General features: G+C 67.6%; 15 protein-coding genes. 6 read left to right on the top strand and 9 right to left on the bottom strand.

Annotated elements, in window-relative coordinates:
* Positions 1-121: 121 nt before the first annotated feature.
* From EC839_RS10635 to EC839_RS10610, 6 genes are all read left to right on the top strand, one after another.
* Positions 122-1,483: a pitrilysin family protein gene (locus EC839_RS10635; protein ID WP_007161645.1), complete on the top strand. Its 1,362-nt coding sequence runs from the start codon at positions 122-124 to the stop codon at positions 1,481-1,483.
* The gene (locus EC839_RS10630) at positions 1,480-2,919 is read left to right on the top strand and encodes a pitrilysin family protein (RefSeq protein WP_007161644.1); all 1,440 of its coding nucleotides are present in this window, start codon (positions 1,480-1,482) and stop codon (positions 2,917-2,919) included. Before EC839_RS10635 ends, EC839_RS10630 begins: the two co-directional genes overlap by 4 nt.
* A 1-nt stretch (position 2,920) precedes the next feature.
* Positions 2,921-3,490 (top strand): 16S rRNA (guanine(966)-N(2))-methyltransferase RsmD, encoded by a 570-nt coding sequence (rsmD, locus tag EC839_RS10625; protein WP_007161643.1) that lies wholly within the window; start codon positions 2,921-2,923, stop codon positions 3,488-3,490.
* On the top strand, positions 3,487-4,491 hold the full coding sequence (locus tag EC839_RS10620; protein WP_007161642.1) for a hydrolase: 1,005 nt from the start codon (positions 3,487-3,489) through the stop codon (positions 4,489-4,491). The genes rsmD and EC839_RS10620 overlap by 4 nt, the downstream gene beginning before the upstream one ends.
* A 99-nt stretch (positions 4,492-4,590) precedes the next feature.
* Complete coding sequence (gene coaD, locus EC839_RS10615; RefSeq protein WP_007161641.1) at positions 4,591-5,076, top strand: pantetheine-phosphate adenylyltransferase; 486 nt, start codon at positions 4,591-4,593, stop codon at positions 5,074-5,076.
* 99 nt (positions 5,077-5,175) lie between these two features.
* Positions 5,176-5,427 (top strand): YfhL family 4Fe-4S dicluster ferredoxin, encoded by a 252-nt coding sequence (locus EC839_RS10610; RefSeq protein WP_007161640.1) that lies wholly within the window; start codon positions 5,176-5,178, stop codon positions 5,425-5,427.
* Positions 5,428-5,450: 23 nt separating this feature from the next.
* Here EC839_RS10610 and EC839_RS10605 read toward each other — a convergent pair whose 3' ends face one another.
* The 9 genes from EC839_RS10605 to EC839_RS10565 form a co-directional block, all read right to left on the bottom strand.
* Positions 5,451-5,807: a hypothetical protein gene (locus tag EC839_RS10605; protein WP_007161639.1), complete on the bottom strand. Its 357-nt coding sequence runs from the start codon at positions 5,805-5,807 to the stop codon at positions 5,451-5,453.
* A gap of 85 nt (positions 5,808-5,892) precedes the next feature.
* A complete protein-coding gene (lgt, locus tag EC839_RS10600; protein WP_007161638.1) occupies positions 5,893-6,705 on the bottom strand; it encodes a prolipoprotein diacylglyceryl transferase in 813 nt (270 codons plus the stop codon).
* Positions 6,706-6,724: 19 nt separating this feature from the next.
* Positions 6,725-7,507, bottom strand: a complete 783-nt coding sequence (locus EC839_RS10595; RefSeq protein WP_007161637.1) for a sulfite exporter TauE/SafE family protein — start codon at positions 7,505-7,507, stop codon at positions 6,725-6,727.
* 76 nt (positions 7,508-7,583) lie between these two features.
* On the bottom strand, positions 7,584-9,863 hold the full coding sequence (gene ptsP, locus EC839_RS10590) for a phosphoenolpyruvate--protein phosphotransferase (protein ID WP_007161636.1): 2,280 nt from the start codon (positions 9,861-9,863) through the stop codon (positions 7,584-7,586).
* Between the two features lie 111 nt (positions 9,864-9,974).
* A complete protein-coding gene (locus tag EC839_RS10585) occupies positions 9,975-10,448 on the bottom strand; it encodes an RNA pyrophosphohydrolase (protein WP_007161635.1) in 474 nt (157 codons plus the stop codon).
* Between the two features lie 191 nt (positions 10,449-10,639).
* A complete protein-coding gene (locus EC839_RS10580) occupies positions 10,640-12,163 on the bottom strand; it encodes an MFS transporter (RefSeq protein ID WP_007161634.1) in 1,524 nt (507 codons plus the stop codon).
* A 111-nt stretch (positions 12,164-12,274) separates the two neighbouring features.
* Positions 12,275-13,288 (bottom strand): Ldh family oxidoreductase, encoded by a 1,014-nt coding sequence (locus EC839_RS10575; protein ID WP_132832539.1) that lies wholly within the window; start codon positions 13,286-13,288, stop codon positions 12,275-12,277.
* A 92-nt stretch (positions 13,289-13,380) separates the two neighbouring features.
* On the bottom strand, positions 13,381-14,448 hold the full coding sequence (gene hemE / locus EC839_RS10570) for a uroporphyrinogen decarboxylase (RefSeq protein WP_007161632.1): 1,068 nt from the start codon (positions 14,446-14,448) through the stop codon (positions 13,381-13,383).
* A 323-nt stretch (positions 14,449-14,771) separates the two neighbouring features.
* Positions 14,772-16,190, bottom strand: coding sequence for an FAD-dependent oxidoreductase (locus tag EC839_RS10565; RefSeq protein ID WP_007161631.1), 1,419 nt, complete (start codon positions 16,188-16,190; stop codon positions 14,772-14,774).
* Positions 16,191-16,239: the final 49 nt, after the last annotated feature.

Below are 16,239 nucleotides of genomic sequence, written 5' to 3'. Positions count from 1 at the left end.
AAAGGGATGCGTATCCTAGCAGCCTGCCGGGCGGAAGACCTCCCCGTCGGCGAAAAACGCGCGACCGTCCCCAGGACGCAGCCGCTTCGTCCCCTACCGCGCTACAAGGCCTGCTCTCGCGATGCCCGCCTCCCGCTCCCGTCGGACCGCCCTGGTCGTCCTGCTCAGCCTGCTCCCCACCTTCGCCCTGGCCACGGCCAGCCGGCAGAACACCGAGGAATTCACCCTCGACAACGGCCTCAAGCTGGTGGTCCGCGAAGATCACCGGGCGCCGGTCGCCGTGGTGCAACTTTGGTACCGCGTGGGTTCGAGCCTGGAGGCGCCCGGGGCGACCGGCCTGTCCCATGCCCTGGAACACCTGATGTTCAAGGGCAGCCGCAAGCTCGGTGCCGGCGAGGCCTCGCACCTGCTGCGCGACCTGGGCGCCGAGGAAAACGCCTTCACCACCGACGACTACACCGTCTATTACCAGCTGCTCGCCCGCGATCGCCTGCCCGTGGCCCTGGAGCTGGAAGCCGATCGCATGCAGCACCTGCGCCTGGAACCGGACGAAGTCAGCCGCGAGCTGGAAGTCATCAAGGAAGAACGCCGGCTGCGCACCGATGACCGGCCCGAGGCGCTGTCCTTCGAGCGCTTCAAGGCCGCCGCCTACCCGGCCAGCGGCTACCGCAACCCCACCATCGGCTGGCCCCAGGATCTGCAGCGCCTCGGTGTGGACGACCTGCGTCGCTGGTACCAGACCTGGTACGCACCCAACAACGCCACCCTGGTGGTGGTCGGCGATGTCGAACCCCAGGCGATTCGCGCCGAGGTGCAGCGCTGGTTCGGCGGCATCCCCCGCAGCGATCTGCCCGCGCCGCGGCGACCGCTGGAATTGCCGGCGCCGGGCGAGCGGCGCCTGGCCCTGCAGGCCCGCGAACTGCCCAGCCTGCTGATGGGCTTCAACGTGCCCAGCCTGGCCACCGCCGCCCAGCCGCGCGATGCCTATGCGCTGCAACTGCTGGCCGCCCTGCTCAGCGGCGGTTCGGGGGCGCGCCTGCCCAGTCGTCTCGAACGCGGCACGGAAGTGGCCAGCAGCGTGCGCGCCGCCTATGGCGCCTACACCCGTGGCGACAGCCTCTTCCTGCTCAGCGGCACCCCCAATACCCCGCGCGGCAAGACCCTCGACCAGCTGGAAGCGGCCTTCTGGGCGCAGCTGGACCTGCTCAAGCGCGAGCCGCCCAGCGCCGCGGAACTGGCCCGGGTCCGCGCCCTGCTGGTGGCCGGGCTGGTCTATGGCCGCGACTCCATCACCGCCCAGGCCAGCAGCATCGGCCAGCTGGAAAGCGTCGGCCTCGGCTGGCGCCAGGGGGATCGGCTGCTCGACGAACTGGGCCGGGTCACCCCCGACGACCTGCGCCGGGTGGCCCGCACGTACTTCACCCGCGAGCGCCTGACCCTGGCCCAGCTCGAGCCCGCAGCCACCGCGGAGAATCGTCCATGAAGCCGCTGCTCTGGCTGTCGCTGTGCCTGCTCGCGGGCTGCCAGTCCCCTACCCCGGTCGGCGACCTGGCGCGCGCCTATCCTGCCGTGGACAGCCTAAAGACCCTCAAGGACGCACCGCCCCTGGGGCGCCAGCTGAACATCCAGCGCTGGCGCACCGCCGAGGGCGCCCAGGTGCTGTTCGTGCCGGCGCCGGAATTGCCGATGTTCGACGTGCGCCTGATCTTTGCCGCCGGCAGCAGCCAGGATGGCGCCACCCCGGGCCTGGCTATGCTCACCAACGGCCTGCTCAACGAAGGCACCCCGGGACGCGATGCCGGCGCCATCGCCGATGGCTTCGAGCGCCTGGGCGCCGACTTCAGCAACGGCGCCTATCGTGACCAGGCGGTGGCCGGCCTGCGCACCCTCGCCGATCCGGCCCACAGCGAACCGGCCCTGGCGCTGCTGGCCGACGTGGTAGGTCGCCCGACCTTTCCCGCCGAGGCCATCCAGCGCATCCGCGACCAGCTGCTGACGCTGATCGCCGCCAGCCGTCGCGAACCGACGAACCTCGCGGGTGAGGCGCTGCAGGAGCGCCTCTACGGCAACCACCCCTATGCCCATTCGCCGCGGGGTACGGCCGCTGGCCTGGCCCGCCTGGACGCGGCCAGCCTCAGGGCCTTCCATGCCCGCGCCTATGCCGCCGGCAATGCCGTGATCGCCCTCACCGGCGATCTGGATCGGACCCGCGCCGAGCAGATCGCCGCCCAGCTGTCGCGCGCCCTGCCCCGCGGTCCGGCCATGCCGCCGCTGCCCGTGCCGGCTCCCGCCACGCCGGCGCGGGTGCAACTGGAGGTCCCGGCCCAGCAGACCCGCCTGCTGCTCGGTCAGCTCGGCATCACCCGCCGCGATCCCGATTACGCCGCCCTCTTCGTCGGCAACCAGATCCTCGGCGGAGGCGGTTTCGGGAGTCGCCTGATGACCGAATTGCGCGAACGCCGCGGTCTCACCTACGGCGTCAGCTCGGGCTTCACCCCCATGCGTCAGCCGGGTCCCTTCACCATCGGCCTGCAGACCCGTGCCGAACTGGGCGACGCCACCCTCGCCCTGGTGCGCGAACTGCTGCGCGACTACCTGGCCCAGGGTCCCACCCAGGCCGAACTGGACCGCGCCAAGCGGCAGATCGAAGGCAGCTTCCCGCTGGCCAACGCCAGCAACGGCGCCATCGTCGCCCAACTGGGCAACATCGGCTTCTACGACCTGCCGAGCAGCTACCTGGACGACTTCCTCCAGCAGGTCCGCCGCCTGACGGTGGAACAGGTGCATGCCGCCCTGCAGCGCCACCTCGATCCCGAGCGCTTCGTCGTGGTCAGCGCCGGCCCGCGGGTCGCCCAGCAGCCGCTGCCGCCCCCCCGCCCTCTTCCCAACCTGCCGCCCAGCGGCGTTCCGGAGCACTAGCATGGCCCAGAAGACCGCCAACCAACTGCGCATCATCGGTGGCGACTGGCGCAGCCGGCGCTTCGTTTTTCCCGATGCCCTGGGCCTGAGGCCCACCCCGGACCGGGTCCGCGAGACCCTGTTCAACTGGCTGGCCGCCGTCACCCCGGGCGCGCGGGTACTGGACCCCTTCGCCGGCAGCGGCGCGCTGCTGCTGGAAGCCCTCTCCCGCGGCGCCGGCCAGGCGCTGGCCTTCGACCTCAATGCCCAGGCCGCCACTGCCCTGCGCGGCCATCTGCAGACCCTGGGCTGCGCCCAGGCCGAGGTGCGCCAGACCGACGCCCTGCAGGCCCTGGTTAAGCCGGCGGAAGCGCCCTTCGACCTGGTGTTTCTCGATCCGCCCTTTGGCAAGGAGCTGCTGGAACCGGCCTGCGCGGCCCTGGAAGCCCAGGGCTGGCTCGCTGCGGACGCCTGGATCTACACCGAGAGCGAGACCCAGCCCTCGCGCCTGACGCTGCCCGCGACCTGGCAACTGCACCGCGAGAAGAAGACCGGCAACGTCCACTACGCCCTCTGGCACCGCCAGGCGTGACCAGCGCGCCCTTCAAGCCGGCGCGCTGGCTGCCCGGCCCGCACCTGCAGACCCTCTGGGGTTCGCTGTGGCGCCGCCTGCCGCCCATCACCCGGCCGCGGGAACGACTGTGGCTGGAGGACGGCGACTTCCTCGATCTGGACTGGTACCACGCCGAGGATCCGCGCGCGCCGCTGGTGCTGATCGCCCACGGCCTGACCGGCAGTTCCGGCTCCCACTATGTGCTCGGCCTGCAATTCGCCCTGGCTGCCCGCGGCTGGGCCAGCGTCGGCCTCAACTGGCGCGGCTGCTCCGGCGAACCCAACCGCCTGCCACGTGGCTATCACTCCGGCGTCAGCGAAGACCTGGCCGCGGTGGTGCGCCATCTGCAAACCAGTCGTCCGGACGCGCCACTGTATGGCGTGGGCTTTTCCCTGGGCGGCAACGTGCTGCTCAAGTACCTGGGCGAGCGGGGCGAGCACAGCGGCATGCACGCGGCCGCTGCGGTCTCGGTACCCTTTCGCCTGGACCTCTGCGCCGATCGCATCGGCATCGGCTTCTCGCGCATCTACCAGCGGCATTTCATCCGCGAACTGGCGCGCTACGTGCGCGACAAGCAGGCGCTGTTCGACCGCGACCTTCACCCCGAACAGCACGAGATCCTCGCGCGCCTGGGACCGCCCGAGGGACTCAAGACCTTCTGGGACTTCGACGATCGCTACACCGCGCCCCTGCACGGCTTTCGCGATGCCCGGGACTACTACCGCCAGGCCTCCAGCCGCTACTACCTGGGGGGTATCCGCATCCCCACGCTGCTGATCCAGGCCGAGGACGACCCCTTCATCGGTACCGACGCCCTGCCCGCCCGCGCCGAACTGGCACCCGACACCCTGTTCGAGCGCCTGCCCCATGGCGGCCATGTCGGCTTCGTCGGCGGTTCCTTCCGCGATCCGGACTACTACCTGGAAAGACGTATCCCCGACTGGCTGGTCAGCCAGCGGGCGGCGCCATCCGGCCGATAAACGCCCACGGGTCGGCGATCCCGGCGGCTGTCGCCTTGGCCTCACTCCGCCCCTGAGCTACCATCCAAGCCCCAACAGCTTCGCCCCCAGGACAGCGTCATGAACCGAGTGCTATACCCCGGCACCTTCGACCCCATCACCAAGGGCCATGGCGACCTGGTGGAGCGCGCCTCGCGGCTGTTCGACGAAGTCGTGGTGGCGGTGGCGGCCAGTCCCAAGAAGAATCCGCTGTTTCCGCTGGAGCGCCGGGTCGAGCTGGCCAAGGCGGTGACCGCGCACCTGCCCAATGTCGAGGTGATCGGCTTCAGCTGCCTGCTGGCCACCCTGGTGGAGCAACAGAAGGCGACCATCATCCTGCGCGGCCTGCGTGCGGTGTCGGATTTCGAATTCGAATTCCAGCTGGCCAACATGAACCGGGTGCTGGCGCCCCAGGCGGAAAGCATGTTCCTGACCCCGTCGGAGCACTATTCCTACCTGTCTTCCACCCTGGTGCGGGAGATCGCGGCGCTCGGCGGCGACGTGACCAAGTTCGTCCATCCCACCGTGCATCAGGCGCTGCTGGAGCGTTTTGCCCCGGCCAGTTGATTAACCCCAAGGACTGTCGGGTGCAGCCGGCGCGCGGATGGGGCAAAATGCGCGCCTGACTTTTGGATCGCTGCGCGTTCGCGCAGCGTGGAGCCGACGATGTCCCTCATCATTACCGACGATTGCATCAACTGCGACGTGTGCGAGCCCGAGTGCCCGAACGGCGCCATCTCCCAGGGTGCGGAGATCTACGTGATCGATCCGAACCTGTGCACCGAGTGCGTGGGCCACTACGACGAACCCCAGTGCCAGCAGGTCTGCCCGGTGGACTGCATCCCCCTCGACGAGAACCATGTCGAGACCAAGGAGCAGCTGCACGACAAGTATCTGAAGATCAGCGGCCAGGCCTGAGCGGCCAGGCCCGGCGCCAGGGCCTATTCGGTACGCCCGTACCCGCTCTGGGTACAGCCCAGGCAGCGCACGAAGGCCGCCTTGCCCGGCTCGACCACCAGCGCCTTGCCGGCCTTGCCGATGTTACCGCCGGCGGCGGTGAACGGCAGACTGACCACGAAAGCCCCCGCACCGATCACCGTGGCGGCGATCAGCAGCGGCCGCGCGATCAGCAGATCGCCGATCATGGAAAAGGCGGCGGGCGCCTGGGCTTCCCCGAACGCCTGGTCGGCGGTCTGATATTCGGTGACTTCACCCTGAGCCTGCTGCGCCTGCGCCGGCACGACCTGCATCGTCAGGGCCAGCGCCAGCACGGCAGCCAGGCTACGGAACGGATTCATACGGCTGATCCCTTGCGCGGTTGTAGTGATGATCCCTGAACTATAACAGGCCGCCCGCACTTGTCATGCGGGCGGGCCTCAGACGTCATTCGGCGCGGACGGCCGGCTGCGGCGCGCGGCGATAGGCATAGACCATCAGCGCGATGCCGCCGAGCACCATGGGCACGCAAAGCACCTGCCCCATGGTCAGCCAGCCCCAGGCCAGATAGCCGAGCTGGGCGTCGGGCACGCGGACGAATTCGACGATGAAGCGGAAGATGCCGTAGCAGAGCACGAACAGGCCGGACACGGCCATGGTCGGCCGCGGCTTGCGCGAATACAGCCAGAGGATCACGAACAGCGCCACGCCTTCCAGGGCGAACTGGTAGAGCTGCGAGGGATGGCGCGGCAACTGGGCCGGATCGCTGTAGGGCGGGAAGATCATCGCCCAGGGCACGTCGGTGGGCTTGCCCCAGAGTTCGGCGTTGATGAAGTTGCCGATGCGGCCGGCACCGAGACCGATGGGCACCAGCGGCGCGATGAAATCCATCAGTTCGAAGAAGCCCTTGTTGTGGCGCTTGCCGAACCACCAGACCGCCAGGATCACCCCGAGCAGGCCGCCGTGGAAGGACATGCCGCCCTTCCAGACCTCGAAGATCAGTGTCGGATTGGCGATGTATTCCGCCAGGTTGTAGAACAGCACGTAGCCGAGTCGCCCGCCGGCGATGACCCCCAGCGCCACCCAGAACACCAGATCGGACAGGGTCTCGCTGGTCCAGCGCGGATCGAAGCGATTGAGTCGCCGCTTGGCCAGCCACCAGGCGCCACCGATCCCCACCAGGTACATGAGGCCGTACCAGTGGATCTTCAGCGGCCCCAGCGACAGGGCCACCGGGTCTATTTGCGGATACGGCAGCATGGTGCCTCCTTGAAAGGGATCAGAGTAAGAAGTTGAGACCGACGCCGAACAGCAACAGGGCAAACAGGCGCTTGAGCAGCCGGGGCGACAGGCGATGGGCCAGCCGCGCACCGAAACGGGCCGAGAACATGCTGGTCAGGGCGATACCCAGCAAGGCCGGCAGATAGACATAGCCCAGACTCCAGGCGGGCAGACCTGGCTCCTGCCAGCCGACCAGGATGAAGGACAGCGCCCCGGACAGGGCGATGGGCAGGCCGCAGGCCGCCGAGGTGGCCACCGCCTGCTGCATGCTCAGGCTGCGCCAGATCAGGAAGGGTACGGTGAGCGAGCCGCCGCCGATGCCGAAGATGGCCGAGGCCCAGCCGATCACCACGCCGGCCACCGTCAGCGCCGGTTTGCCGGGTTCGCTGGCCTGGGCCTTGGGGCGCAGGTCCAGCGCCAGCTGGAGGGCGATGAGGATGGCGAAGGTACCGATGATCTTCTGCAGCAGCGGGCCGTGGATGGCGGCGGCGGTCAGGGCGCCCAGGGCGCTGCCGAAGACGATGCCCAGGGCCATCCAGGCGAACAGCCGCCAGCGCACGGCGCCGAGTCGGTGGTGGGCCCAGACGGAATTGAGCGAGGTGAAGACGATGGTGGCCAGCGAGGTACCCACCGCCAGGTGGGTGAGGATGTCCGGATCCAGGCCCTGGGCGGTAAAGCTGTAGACCAGCACCGGCACGATGATCAGGCCGCCGCCGACCCCGAACAGACCGGCCAGCAGCCCGGCGCAGACGCCGAGCACCAGGAAAAGCAAGAGATCCATCATCACCTCGGGCGCAGGAGGCGGCATGGTACGCCGCTGCCTGCCCGGCGGGAAGCGGCCTTCCCGCCGGGCACGCTCAGCTCTGGACGCTGGCCGCCGGGTTGATCACCCGACCCAGTCCGAGATTGCGCAAGGCCAGATGCAAGGCGCTGTGGATGACCTGGGGGTTGTCGATCTGACGCATCTGCTGCACCAGCTCGCGGGCCTTTTCCAGGGTGACCTGGCGCAGCAGCCACTTCACCTTGGGCAGGTTGGTGGCATTCATCGACAGGGTATCGAAGCCCATGCCCATGAGCAGCACCGCCGCCGCCGGATCCCCGGCCATCTCGCCGCAGATGCTCACCGGCACCCCTTCGGCGTGGGCGCCATCGACCACCTGTTGCAGCGCCTGCAGCACCGCCGGGTGGAAGTAGTCGTAGAGATCGGCCACCCGCGGGTTGTTGCGATCCACCGCCAGCAGGTACTGGGTCAGGTCGTTGGAACCCACCGAGATGAAGTCCACCTGACGCGCCAGGTCGCGAGCCTGGTAGACCGCCGAGGGCACCTCGACCATGACCCCCACCGGCGGCATGGGGATGTCGACGCCTTCGTCACGCACCTCGCACCAGGCGCGGTGCAGCAGGTGCTGGGACTCCTCCACCTCGTGCACGCCGGAAATCATCGGCAGCATGATGCGCAGGTTGTTCAGGCCTTCGCTGGCCTTGAGCATGGCGCGGGTCTGCACCAGGAAGATTTCCGGGTGGTCCAGGGTGACGCGGATGCCGCGCCAGCCGAGGAAGGGGTTGTCTTCCTTGATTGGAAAATAGGACAGCGCCTTGTCGCCGCCGACGTCCAGGGTGCGCATGGTCACCGGCGCCGGATGGAAGGCGGCCAGTTGCTCGCGATAGATGGAGAGCTGTTCCTTCTCGCTGGGAAAGCGCTCGTTGACCATGAAGGGCACTTCGGTGCGATACAGCCCGACCCCTTCGGCACCACGCTGCTGGGCGCGGGCCACGTCGGCCATCAGGCCGGTGTTGACCCACAGCGGCATGCGGTGACCGTCGAGGGTCTCGCAGGGCAGGCTGCGTAGGGCGTCGAGGCCCTGGGTCAGCTGGCGCTCCTCTTCCACCACGTCGCCATACTGCTTGATCAGCGTCGGCGACGGATTGGTGAAGATCTCGCCGTGGTAGCCATCGACGATGAGATCGATGCCATCCACCTTGGAATACGGCAGGTCCACCGCGCCCATCACGGTCGGCACGCCCATGGCGCGCGCCAGGATGGCGACGTGGGAGTTGCCCGAGCCGAGTACCGAGATCAGGCCGACCAGGCGCCCCTCGGGCACCTCGCCGAGCATGGCCGGCGAGAGCTCCTCGCTGACCAGAATGGTGTTTTCCGGATAGATCAGGCAGGCCTGGTGGGCCTGCTGCAGATAGGCCAGCAAGCGGCGCCCGAGGTCACGCACGTCGGCGGCGCGTTCGCGCAGATAGGCGTCGTCCATCAGTTCGAAGCGCTGGACGTGCTCCATCACCACCTGGCGCAGGGCGCCCTGGGCCCACTGGCCGCTCTTGATGATAGTGGTCACCTCGTTACCGAGGGCGGCGTCGTCGAGCATCATCAGATAGACGTCGAACAGCGCCTGCTCTTCCTTGCGCAACTGGGTGGACAGCCGCTTGGACAGCGCCTTCATGTCCGCCCGTACGCCTTCGAGCGCCGAGCGGAACAGTTGCAGCTCGGCGTCGATGTCGGTCACGGTCTTGTCCGGGACCACCTCCAGATCGGCGGGCGGCAGGACCACCACCGCCTTGCCGACGCCGACCCCGGGCGAACCGGGGATGCCGACGAAACGGGCCTCCTGGATGCCGCGGCCCTGCCGGTCCAGACCACGGATGGTCCCGGTGGCCTCGGCATGGGCGATCACCCCGGCGAGCTGGGCGCTCATGGTGACCAGGAAGGCTTCCTCGCCTTCGTCGAACTGACGGCGTTCCTTCTGCTGCACCACCAGCACGCCCATGACCCGGCGGTGGTGGATGATGGGTGCACCGAGGAAAGACGCATAGCGCTCCTCGCCGGTCTCGGCAAAATAGCGAAAGCGCGGGTGGCTGGCGGCGTCTTCGAGATTGAGCGGCTCTTCGCGGGTGCCGACCAGGCCGACCAGGCCCTCGTTGGGGGCCATGCTGACCCGGCCGATGGACCTCTTGTTGAGGCCTTCGGTGGCCATGAGCACGAAACGGTTGGTGTCGGGATCCAGCAGATAGACGGAGCAGACCTGCGACTGCATGGCCGCGCGGACACGCTGCACGATGATGGACAGTGCCGACCCCAGATCCTTGGCGGCATTGACCTCCTGGACGATCTTGCGCAGAACTGCAAGCATCTAGCGCCTCCGCAGCCGACGTCCGGCGGAGCCGCCGGCGTGCATCACGTGTCGTTCATCCTGCATGACCACAGCTTCTCCTCACCTCTTTCGCACCGGCCGAACCGGTAATCAGGCCAGCAAGCGGGGTGCCAACTCCTTGAGCGCCCGCCGATAGACCTCTCGCTTGAAGGTCACCACCTGGCCCAACGGATACCAGTAGCTTACCCAGCGCCAGCCATCGAATTCCGGCTTGCCGGTCACATCCATCCGCACCCGCTGCTCTTCCGCGGTCAGCCGCAGCAGAAACCACTTCTGCTTCTGGCCGATGCACAGCGGACGGCTGTGGGTGCGCACCATGCGCTGCGGCAGACGGTAGCGCAACCAGCCCCGGGTACAGGCCAGGATACGGACGTCATCGGGGCTCAGCCCCACTTCTTCATTCAGCTCCCGGTACAGCGCCTCTTCGGGCGTTTCCCGGTCGTCTATCCCACCCTGGGGGAACTGCCAGGCATCCTGATTGATGCGGCGGGCCCACAGTACCTGGCCGGCATCGTTGGCGAGAATGATGCCGACATTGGGGCGAAAACCATCAGCGTCGATCACGGCTGCCACCCTTGAAAAATGTCGTTGCCCGCATTGTTCCACAAAGCCCGACAGCCCAGCAATGCAAGCTCCGGACCGACTGGGGCGCGGCCGACCGGTGCAGGTGTCCGGCACCTGCCGCCGCCTGCAAAAGCCCGCATTATGGTGGTCGCTAGCTGAACGTCGGCTTAAGGGCCGGCAAACGTTGCGCCCTAGCGAAAATGCCGTTGCACGGCCATGTAGAGGGCCAGTGCCAGGCCGATCCAGCCGACCAGCCAGAAATAGTCGAGATAGCCCAGCACCTGGCTCTGGCGGGTGACCAGACTGGAGATCTGCGCCAGGGCGCTGTCGGCACCGGTGGCCTGCCGATAACGCTCGCCATAGGCCTGGTAGGTCTGGGCATAGGGAGTGACCGCGGCGCTGAGCACCGCGGCGTGGAAGGCGTCGCGCCACTGCAGGAAGACGTTGGACAGCACGATGCCCATGGGCATGACCAGTTGCTGGGTCATGTTCTTGATCTGGTAGGCCTGGCTGAAATAGGCCGGCTCGACGCGCATGAAGGTGTACATGATGATCACGGCGAAGGTGCCGATCAGGTAGGTGCCATGCATCATCAGCCCCGGCACCAGCTGCTGGTAGAGGGGCACGTCGGCGTGCTGGCGCACCATCCAGAAGCCGTAGCCGGCCAGTAGCAGGTAACCCGCCACCAGGTACTTGCGAAAGCCGCCCCAGGGAAAGCGCTCGCGCAGCCGCACCGAGGTGATCATCAGCAGCGGCGCCAGGCCGCACAGCCAGCCCAGCGCCATGACGCCCCCGGCGGTATAGACCGGCAGTTGCAGGCCGTTGACCACGTACTGGGGGATGATGAAGTTGTAGGCGCCGAGCAGGAAGTAGTTGAGCATCATGAACAGCATGCCGGCGAGAAAGCCCGGGGTGATGGCGTGCTTGAAGTCCAGGGTCGGCCGCGCCAGGCCGCGCTCGTAGTAGACATAGAGTCCGAGGATGGCCGCTCCCACCAGCAGTTCCACGGCTAGCCACAGGCCATCGCTGAAGAAGTCGAAGGCCAGGCGCTGGGTGGTGGTGGTCAGCAGCAGGCTGCCTACTGCCAGCAGCACCATGGACAGCAGCGACGGCGCCCCGGAATTCTGCAGCGGATGGGAGCGCCGCGGCAGCGACAGCCAGACGCAGACCGCCACCAGCGCGCAGGCCAGCGCCGGCACCATGAAGATGGCGCGCCACTGGTGACCTTCCAGCAGCTCCGCGGTGGTGAAGGAGGCCAGCGCACCACCCAGGGGCACGCCCGAGGCGAAGGCGCGAATCCCGGTCGGCAGCTGGGGGCCAGAAAAATACATCTGCACCAGCACCCGTGCCCCGGCAAAGAAGGTGGCGGCGCCGGCGCCCATCAGCGCCCGCCCGACGATGAAGGTCGGCAGATCGGTGGCCACCAGGCAGCACACCTGGCCGACCAGGTGGATGCCGACTGCGGCGAAGATCAGGTTGCGATAGCCCAGGCGCTGGGCGAACCACTGGTGCGGGGCGCTGGTGACGATGACCGCGGCGCTGTAGCAGGCGGTGGCCAGGGTGTAGCTGCGCTGGTCGATGCCCAGGCCGCCATAGACATAGCGGTTGGCCAGGGCGATGGAAAGATTGTCGAGAAAGTACACCAGCACCATCAGGGTGATGCTCAGCAGCAACAGGCCGCGGTGATGAGGGCGATCGGTGTCGTCGGCGTACATGAAGACCCAGGGCTGGCACTAAGGGGGCCAGTCGTGGACCCTAGGTCTGGCGCGGGGTTCAGAGACCGCATTGTCGCAGTCTCCTCCAAGTGATGCTGATCGCGCCTTTGATCAGCTGGGCAGCAGCGCCCGGATGTCGGTCAGGAGTTCGTCCGGCACCTCCAGCCAGCCACGGGTGGTATTAAGTGCTCGCGCCTGGTAACGACGCTGCGACGGCAGGCGGGCGCCTTGGGCTTCGATGCCGGCGAACAGCTGCTCGGCGCGCTGCTGGTAGTCGGCTACCGCGGCGCCGAGAAAGCGCTGGGGATCGAAGGCCAGGATGAGTTCGCCGTGATAGGGCAGCCCGCCCGCGCCGGCGTCGACCGCGGAAGACTCCGGACTGGTGAGATCGCCGATCAGCGGACCGGCGAGCAATTCGATCATGGCCGACAGCGCCGAGCCCTTGTGACCGCCAAAGGTAAGCATGGCGCCCTCCTCCAGCACGGTGCGGGCATCGTTGCTGGGCGCGCCCTCGGCGTCCACGCCCCAGCCCTCGGGCAGGGCCTTGCCCGCGCGACGATGCAATTCGATCTCGCCGCGGGCCACGGCGCTGGTGGCGAAGTCGAAGACGAAGGGATGGCCGTCAGGCCGCGGCCAGCCGAAGGCCAGGGGATTGGTACCGAACAGCGGGCGGCGACCACCGGCCGGGGCGACATAGGCCTGGGTCGGATTGCAGGCCAGGGCCACCAGCCCCCTGGCGGTGAGGGCTTCCATCTCCACCCAGAGCGCCGAGAAGTGCACGCAGTTGTTGATCGCCAGGGCTGCCAGGCCACAGCTGCGCGCCTTGGCGTCGAGCAGGGGCAGACCCGTCTCGAAGGCCAGCGGGGAGAAGCCGCCGCCGGCATCGACCCGGACGATGGCCGGAGCCACGTCTTCTACCCTCGGCTCGGCATCGGGCACCACCTTGCCGGCCTTGAGCGTCTTGACGATGCCCAGCAGCCGATAGATGCCGTGGGAGGCGCAGTCGTCACGCTGGCCGGCGACCATCATGGCGGCGATGGCCGCGCCCTGCGGCTGACTGAAGCCTTGGGCCGCGAGCACCTCTTCGGCCAGGTGCTGCAGGTCTTCCGGGGTCATCTGGGCCATGGCGGCGCTCCATCGGGAAAACCCCGACTATGCCGCAACCGGCCACGACCCGCTCGTTCGACTTGGGACCGGCCGTGCCGATCCCGGCACAGTCAGCCCTGGTGGTAGCGGCCCGACAACTCGTGCACGGCTTCGATGAAGGCACCCGCATGGGCCGGGTCCACCTCGGGGGTGATGCCGTGGCCGAGGTTGAAGACGTGGCCGCTGCCCTGGCCATAGCTTTCCAGGATGCGCCCCACCTCGGCGCGGATGGCCGCCGGCTTGGCATAGAGCACGCTGGGGTCCATGTTGCCCTGCAGGGCGACCTTGCTGCCGACCCGCCGACGGGCTTCGCCGATGTCGCAGGTCCAGTCCAGGCCCAGGGCCTCGGCGCCACTGTCGGCCAGGCTTTCCAGCCAGAGACCGCCATTCTTGGTGAAGAGGATCACCGGCACCCGGCGTCCTTCATGCTCGCGGATCAGCCCGGCGACGATCTTGCGCATGTAGGCCAGGGAAAATTCCTGGTAGGCCGCGGCGGACAGGTTGCCCCCCCAGGTATCGAAGATCTGCACCGCCTGGGCACCGGCGCGAATCTGGCCGTTGAGATAGGCGGTGACCGCCTGGGCCAGCTTGTCCAGCAGCAGGTGCAGGGCCTCGGGGGTGTCGTAGAGCATGGCCTTGGCCTTGCGGAAATCCTTGCTGGAGCCGCCTTCGATCATGTAGGTGGCCAGGGTCCAGGGGCTGCCGGAAAAGCCGATCAGGGGCACCCGCCCGTCCAGCGCTGTGCGGATGGTGCGCACCGCGTCCATGACATAGCCCAGGTCGGATTCCGCATCGGGGATCGATAGCGCCTCGATGTCGGCCGGGGTGTCGATCACCTTGCGAAAGCGCGGACCTTCGCCGGTCTCGAAGTAGAGACCCTGCCCCATGGCATCGGGGATGGTGAGGATGTCGGAAAAGAGGATGGCGGCATCCAGCGGATAGCGCTCCAGCGGCTGCAGGGTCACCTCGCAGGCGAATTGCGGGTTCTTGCACAGACTCATGAAGTCCCCGGCACGGGCCCGGCTGGCGCGGTACTCGGGCAGATAGCGCCCGGCCTGGCGCATCATCCACACCGGGGTGACGTCCACCGGCTGCTTGAGCAGGGCACGCAGGAAACGGTCGTTCTTCAGGGGGGTCATGGCGACATCCGGCAGCAAAAGTGCCGGCATTGTCGCAAAGCGGCTGGCAAAAGGCACGGCGCCAGGTAGAGCCTTTGTCTATCGGGGTGATGCATAGCCGCCGGGTGACGGCGTTCAGCGCGCCAGGCACGACGCGCGTGGAACACGCTGCACGATTTTCAATCCAACGGCTCGGCGGGCAATCGCGGCCATGCCGGTGCGCCGTAGCGACCGCTCCTACAGCGTGATGCTTTTCGTAGGAGCGGCCCATGGCCGCGATAATCCTTCACCAATAAAAAAGCCGACCGGCTTGCACCAGTCGGCTTCTGTCCAGCCGTCGAACGTCAGACGCCCAGGTAGTCGAGGATGCCCTCGGCGGCGTTGCGGCCTTCGAAGATGGCGGTCACCACCAGGTCGGAGCCGCGCACCATGTCGCCACCGGCGAAGATCTTCGGGTTGCTGGTCTGATGCTTGAACTCGTGCAGCCCCGGCGCGACGACGCGGCCCTGGCTGTCCATGTCGATGCCGAACTGCTCGAACCAAGGTGCCGGACTCGGACGGAAACCGAAGGCGATGACCACCGCATCGGCCGGCAGGATCTCCTCGGAACCGGGGATCGGCTCGGGACTGCGGCGACCGCGGGCATCGGGTTCGCCCAGACGGGTCTCCACCACCTTGACGCCTTCCACCCGGTCTTCGCCGATGATGGCGATGGGCTGGCGGTTGAAGAGGAACTTCACGCCCTCTTCCTTGGCGTTCTTCACTTCCTTGCGCGAGCCCGGCATGTTGGCGGCGTCGCGGCGGTAGGCGCAGGTCACGCTCTTGGCGCCCTGGCGAATTGAGGTGCGGTTGCAGTCCATGGCGGTGTCACCACCCCCCAGGACCACCACGCGCTTGCCCTTCATGTCGACGAAATCGGCCGCATCCTTCTCGAAGCCCAGGTTACGGTTGACGTTGGCCACCAGGAAATCCAGGGCGTCGTGCACGCCAGGCAGGTCTTCGCCGGGGAAGCCGCCCTTCATGTAGGTGTAGGTGCCCATACCCAGGAAGACCGCATCGAATTCCTTGAGCAGCTGGTCCATGGTCACGTCCTTGCCCACCTCGGTGTTGAGGCGGAATTCGACGCCCATCCCGCCGAAGACCTCGCGACGGCGGCTGAGCACGGTCTTTTCCAGCTTAAACTCGGGAATGCCGAAGGTCAGCAGGCCGCCGATCTCGGGGTGCTTGTCGAACACCACCGGGGTCACGCCGTTGCGCACCAGGATGTCAGCGCAGCCCAGGCCGGCCGGCCCGGCACCGATGACGGCGACCCGCTTGCCGGTCGGCTTGACCTTGGACATGTCCGGGCGCCAGCCCATGGCGAAGGCGGTGTCGGTGATGTACTTCTCCACCGAGCCGATGGTCACGGCGCCGAAACCGTCATTGAGGGTACAGGCGCCCTCGCAGAGGCGATCCTGCGGGCAGACCCGGCCACAGACCTCGGGCAGGGTGTTGGTCTGGTGCGACAGCTCCGCCGCCGCCAGGATGTTGCCTTCGGACACCAGCTTGAGCCAGTTGGGAATGAAGTTGTGCACCGGGCACTTCCATTCGCAATAGGGGTTGCCGCAACCCAGGCAGCGGTGCGCCTGCTCGGCAGCCTGCTGCGGCTTGAAGGGATCGTGGATCTCGACGAATTCCTTCTTGCGCTGGCGCAGCAGCTTCTTCTTCGGATCCTTGCGACCGACCTCGATGAACTGGAAGTCGTTGTTCAGACGTTCAGCCATTTCCAAACCTCTTGAAGCGACGCCCTTTTCTGCCGGGCGTCACGAGCTA

Origin of the sequence: Pseudomonas sp. JUb52 (assembly GCF_004341115.1) — a bacterium.
GTDB lineage: Bacteria > Pseudomonadota > Gammaproteobacteria > Pseudomonadales > Pseudomonadaceae > Chryseomonas > Chryseomonas oryzihabitans.
The sequence above is the reverse complement of the archived record's forward strand: the minus strand, read 5'-3'. Positions and strand labels throughout refer to the sequence as shown.